Raw genomic sequence first — 4,567 nt, forward strand, 5'->3', positions numbered from 1 at the left:
ATATAATTGAAAATAATTTGGATATTTTCAATTTTAGCAATCTCATCAATGACTTTTGACATATATTGTTTGGGGTATGTTTTTATATCATTACTCCCCAAAGCACTTATCATAACAATAGGAAAATCAAGATTTAATCCACCATTAATTAAGCTTTTTTTAGCATTCTCAATTTCATCAAAAGATAAATATATTTTTGGTGACACTAATCTAAACGAAATTCCAAGAGGCTCCAACAAAAGCATCCTATGTTCTATTGCTTTTTTAGCAACAGAAAATGATTCTTTTGTTCTTTGAACAGTATCGGAATAAAAGAAATCTGTATAACCTTTCTTAAAACCAATTTTCTTTGCAGCTCCAGATAAAGCACTTATTAGTACACTATTAGGTTTTCCATAACAATCAATTATTATGTCATAGTTCTCTTTTCTTATTTCGAATAAAAAATAAATAAATTTAAATAAACTATTCTTGACTTGTTCTTTAAGAATAACTATTTTATCAATATTTGGATTATTCTGAACTACTGCACTACTATTTTCATAAATTAAATAATGAATCTTAGCACTTGGAAATTTTTCTTTAAGAATTTCAAATAAAACTGTTGAAATTAAAACATCTCCAATTTTTTTTTTTTGAATTACTAAAATTTTCATTATACTGCCACATTATATTCTCTTAAAGCATCATTCAATGATGTCTTTAAATCTGTAGAAGGTTTTCTTTTTCCAATAATCAATGCACAAGGAACTTGATAGTCTCCAGCTGCAAATTTTTTGGTATAACTTCCTGGTATGACTACTGATCGAGCTGGAACCACCCCCTTATATTCTATAGGCGTTTCTCCTGTAACATCAATAATTTTAGTAGAACCAGTTAAAACTACATTTGCTCCTAAAACCGCCTCCTTCTCAACCTTAACTCCCTCAACTACAATACATCTTGAACCAATAAAAGCTCCATCTTCAATAATAACTGGTGCAGCTTGTAAAGGTTCTAACACCCCACCAATACCTACTCCTCCACTCAAATGAACATCTTTACCAATCTGAGCACAACTCCCTACTGTAGCCCAAGTATCTACCATAGTTCCAGAATCTACATAAGCACCGATATTTACATAAGAAGGCATCAAAATAACTCCCGAAGCAATATATGCCCCATGACGAGCAACAGCATTTGGAACTACTCTAATTCCTTTTTCTGCATAATTACGCTTCAATGGCATCTTATCATGATATTCAAAAATTCCAGCTTCCCATGTTTCCATTTTTTGAATAGGGAAATACATAACTACCGCTTTCTTAACCCACTCATTTACTTGCCAACCATTATCAATTGGTTCTGCAACTCTCAATTTTCCTGAATCAATTAACGCTATAACTTCTCTAATTGTGTTTTGAGTTTCTTCTTCTTGTAATAATGTTCTATTGTCCCAAGCTTTTTCTATAATTGATTGTAAATTGCTCATAATTTTGCTTTTGTAAAATTTTATTATGTACTAAGATATTTTAAAAATGTCCTGATAAATCAGGACATTTTTAAAATTATTATTTCTAATTGTGACAGGCTGCATCTAAATATAGAGGTTTTCCATTTGTGCTACCTGAACAAGTAGGTATTGTATTGTAAAGATAATGACTCGAATTAATTCCTTGAATCAAAGTCGCAGTTGAAGTCTTTAACTCAAGTTTAGTTAAGACACCATCATTATCGTCATCAACGTCTAAATAATCTTTAATTCCATCTCCATCAGAATCCCTATATGAAGTAGGGAAATCAGGCCCATACTCGTCTTTTGATAAAATTTTATCACGATCGTGATCCTTAAATTTTAAATTCATTAATTTGAAATTAAAAATAATAGGGGTATAAGAACCTATTGAACCAGCACCCGTATTGAAATAAGCTAATCCTGAAGGAATAAACATAACTCCAGCGCCATAATCACTAAACGAAAACGTACCATCGCTGTTAGCTACATAAGTACCAATTTTAAATTCTGGCATTATTTCTCTCCAACCTTGAATCAAATCTTCTAATTGAAACCATACTGGATTAGGAGAAGAATCAAAAGAAGTTAAATCTGTTTTATGACCTTTATATGCTGTATAAACAGAATCTAATCTAGTCGGATTTTCACCAACACCTTCTCGTAGTTTAATATAATATAACTTGTAAGCTACATCATTTTGATTGATTGTTTTAAATTGCAAATCAGGATGATCACTTATCGGTGTACCAGGATTAGTATCTGTTATTTCCTCAAAAGAAACATTATAATTAGCATCTACAATCATTTTATGTGTATCTAAAAATTGTTCTATTTCTTGAATATCCTCTGCATAAACTTCACCATAAGGTCTTAACTGCTCTGTGGCACTATCACTTTTATGACATTTGATAAACAAAAGAAGAATAGGTACTATAAACAGTAATTTATAATTACATTTCATTTTGATAATTTTTATATAAATTTTGAGCGCAAGATACGATTTTCATTTATTTTTGTACAAATATTAACATTGATTTTTAATTTTATGCGTATTGATAAATTTTTGTGGTGCGTTCGCTATTTTAAAACACGTGGATTAGCGGCTGAAGCTATCAAAAAAGGCCATGTAAGCGTTAATGGACAAACGGCAAAAGCATCGAGGGAAGTTTACCCAGCAGATAAAATCATCTTAAGAAAAGACCAAATTAACTATGAAATGTTAATTTTAGATTTACCATTAAATCGAGTGGGTGCAAAACTAGTTGATATATATAGAAAAGATATCACACCTGCTGAAGCTTTTGCTCACCTTGAAATGTTAAAACTAACAAAAGAATATTACCGTGCCAAAGGCACTGGTAGACCAACTAAAAAAGACAGAAGAGATTTAGAAGATTACGTTTCAGATGAAGATTTTTATGGAGAAATTGAATAAGGAATATTGGGAAAACCGATATAAGAAAGAGGAAACTGGCTGGGCAATAGGTTCAATATCTACCCCAATTAAAACCTATATTGACCAACTTACAGACAAATCATTAAAAATTTTAATCCCAGGAGCAGGTAATGGTTATGAATTTGACTATCTCATCCAAAAAGGATTTAATAATGTGACTGTTATTGATATAGCTAAGCAACCTATTTTAGAGCTTATAAGAAGAAATCCTTCGAAAAAAAGCAACATCATAGAATGTGATTTTTTTACATTGAATGAAAAATACGACTTAATACTTGAACAAACTTTTTTTTGTGCGTTAGATCCTAAACTAAGAAAAAAATATGTAGAGCAAATGCATCATTTATTATTTCCTAAAGGAAAATTAGTTGGACTATTATTTGATTTTCCTCTAACTCATGAAGGCCCACCTTTTGGAGGCTCTACAGAAGAATACAATTCCTTATTCGAACGCACATTTAAAATAAAGACATTAACAACAAGTTATAATTCCATTAAACCAAGAGAAAATAGAGAATTGTTTTTTATTTTTGAAGCTAAATAACAGTAAACATGACACACAACATCATTTTAAATCACATTGAAATTGAACACAAAATAAAGCGAATTGCCTACCAGATATATGAAACATTTTCTAATGAAAATGAAATTGTGATAGCGGGAATATCTAATAGTGGTTTTATTTTTGCCCAAAAAATTGCAAATCAACTAACTACAATTTGCGACTTAAAAGTACAACTTTGTGAAGTAGAAGTAAACAAACTGCAACCTCAACTTCCCATCAAAACTAGTCTAGCTAGTGATGCCTATGAAAATGCTAATTTAGTACTCATTGACGATGTATTAAATTCTGGCACAACACTAATATATGCTATCAAACATTTTTTAGACACTCCTTTAAAAAAGTTCAAAACAGCTGTACTCATAGACCGAAATCATAAAAAATTCCCAGTTAAAGCTGACTTTAAAGGTCTGTCGCTATCAACTTCACTACAAGAACATGTTCAGGTTATATTTGAAGAAGAAAATTCTTATGTTTATTTAAGTTAAAAGTATATTGATTTCATCAAGTAAATCAGGTATGCTTTTAGAATCAATTGAAATTACATGATTCACTTGATGATAATAAAAACTTCTGTCAAATAAATGTTTTGCGATAAACTCTTCTAACTCATCCTCCTTTTTATCCTTAATAAGCGGTCTTTTTGACGCCTCATTTCGCAATCGTTTTGCAAGATATGAAACACTACTCTTTAAGTAAAAAGAAGAGTATTCATTTGATTGATATAATTCGAAATTATTAAAATAACAAGGAGTACCACCTCCTAATGCTAAAATAAAACTATCATGAGTAGCTAGAAAAGAAGTCAAAATCTCATGTTCTACTTTTCTAAAATACAATTCACCTTTTGATTCGAACAATGTGGCAACAGTACAATTCATTTTTTGTTCAATTAAATCATCTAAATCATAGGCTGGACATGCATGTTGTTCTCCCAAAGCCTTAGCAAGAGTAGATTTTCCTGACCCCATATATCCAATTAAAACAATCTTTTTCATCATAATGTTTAGAGAATCCAAAGGTAAAAAATAAATCCGTTGATTTTTTTTCAAAA

At 30.4% G+C, this 4,567-nt stretch carries 7 protein-coding genes; 3 read left to right on the forward strand and 4 right to left on the reverse strand.

Features of this window, described 5'->3' with window-relative positions:
• From QZ824_RS10715 to QZ824_RS10725, 3 genes are all read right to left on the reverse strand, one after another.
• The coding region (locus QZ824_RS10715; RefSeq protein WP_291276008.1) for a glycosyltransferase family 9 protein at positions 1–656 on the reverse strand (656 nt) is incomplete at its 3' end.
• On the reverse strand, positions 656–1,471 hold the full coding sequence (locus QZ824_RS10720) for a 2,3,4,5-tetrahydropyridine-2,6-dicarboxylate N-succinyltransferase (RefSeq protein ID WP_291276009.1): 816 nt from the start codon (positions 1,469–1,471) through the stop codon (positions 656–658). The genes QZ824_RS10720 and QZ824_RS10715, both read right to left, overlap by 1 nt.
• 85 nt (positions 1,472–1,556) lie before the next feature.
• Positions 1,557–2,456 (reverse strand): hypothetical protein, encoded by a 900-nt coding sequence (locus QZ824_RS10725; protein WP_291276010.1) that lies wholly within the window; start codon positions 2,454–2,456, stop codon positions 1,557–1,559.
• An 84-nt stretch (positions 2,457–2,540) separates the two neighbouring features.
• Between QZ824_RS10725 and QZ824_RS10730 the strand changes: the two genes are divergently transcribed.
• From QZ824_RS10730 to QZ824_RS10740, 3 genes are read left to right on the forward strand one after another with little or no spacing between them, the layout of a single operon-like run.
• Positions 2,541–2,930, forward strand: a complete 390-nt coding sequence (locus QZ824_RS10730) for a S4 domain-containing protein (protein WP_291276011.1) — start codon at positions 2,541–2,543, stop codon at positions 2,928–2,930.
• Positions 2,914–3,495, forward strand: coding sequence for an SAM-dependent methyltransferase (locus tag QZ824_RS10735; protein WP_291276012.1), 582 nt, complete (start codon positions 2,914–2,916; stop codon positions 3,493–3,495). Before QZ824_RS10730 ends, QZ824_RS10735 begins: the two co-directional genes overlap by 17 nt.
• Before the next feature lie 8 nt (positions 3,496–3,503).
• On the forward strand, positions 3,504–4,001 hold the full coding sequence (locus tag QZ824_RS10740; RefSeq protein ID WP_291276013.1) for a phosphoribosyltransferase family protein: 498 nt from the start codon (positions 3,504–3,506) through the stop codon (positions 3,999–4,001).
• Here the strand turns inward: QZ824_RS10740 and QZ824_RS10745 are convergent.
• Positions 3,993–4,567: shikimate kinase (locus QZ824_RS10745; RefSeq protein WP_291276014.1), on the reverse strand; the 575-nt coding region annotated here is incomplete at its 5' end. The genes QZ824_RS10740 and QZ824_RS10745 overlap by 9 nt on opposite strands.

It is taken from the genome of Flavobacterium sp. (genome assembly GCF_021151785.1).
Taxonomy (GTDB): domain Bacteria; phylum Bacteroidota; class Bacteroidia; order Flavobacteriales; family Flavobacteriaceae; genus Flavobacterium.

Bases quoted from the DNA above. Each gene is read 5' to 3' on its own strand.
- QZ824_RS10720 (WP_291276009.1), bottom strand. From the start codon at position 1,471: ATGAGCAATTTACAATCAATTATAGAAAAAGCTTGGGACAATAGAACA.
- QZ824_RS10725 (WP_291276010.1), bottom strand. From the start codon at position 2,456: ATGAAATGTAATTATAAATTACTGTTTATAGTACCTATTCTTCTTTTG.
- QZ824_RS10730 (WP_291276011.1), top strand. From the start codon at position 2,541: ATGCGTATTGATAAATTTTTGTGGTGCGTTCGCTATTTTAAAACACGT.
- QZ824_RS10735 (WP_291276012.1), top strand. From the start codon at position 2,914: ATGGAGAAATTGAATAAGGAATATTGGGAAAACCGATATAAGAAAGAG.
- QZ824_RS10740 (WP_291276013.1), top strand. From the start codon at position 3,504: ATGACACACAACATCATTTTAAATCACATTGAAATTGAACACAAAATA.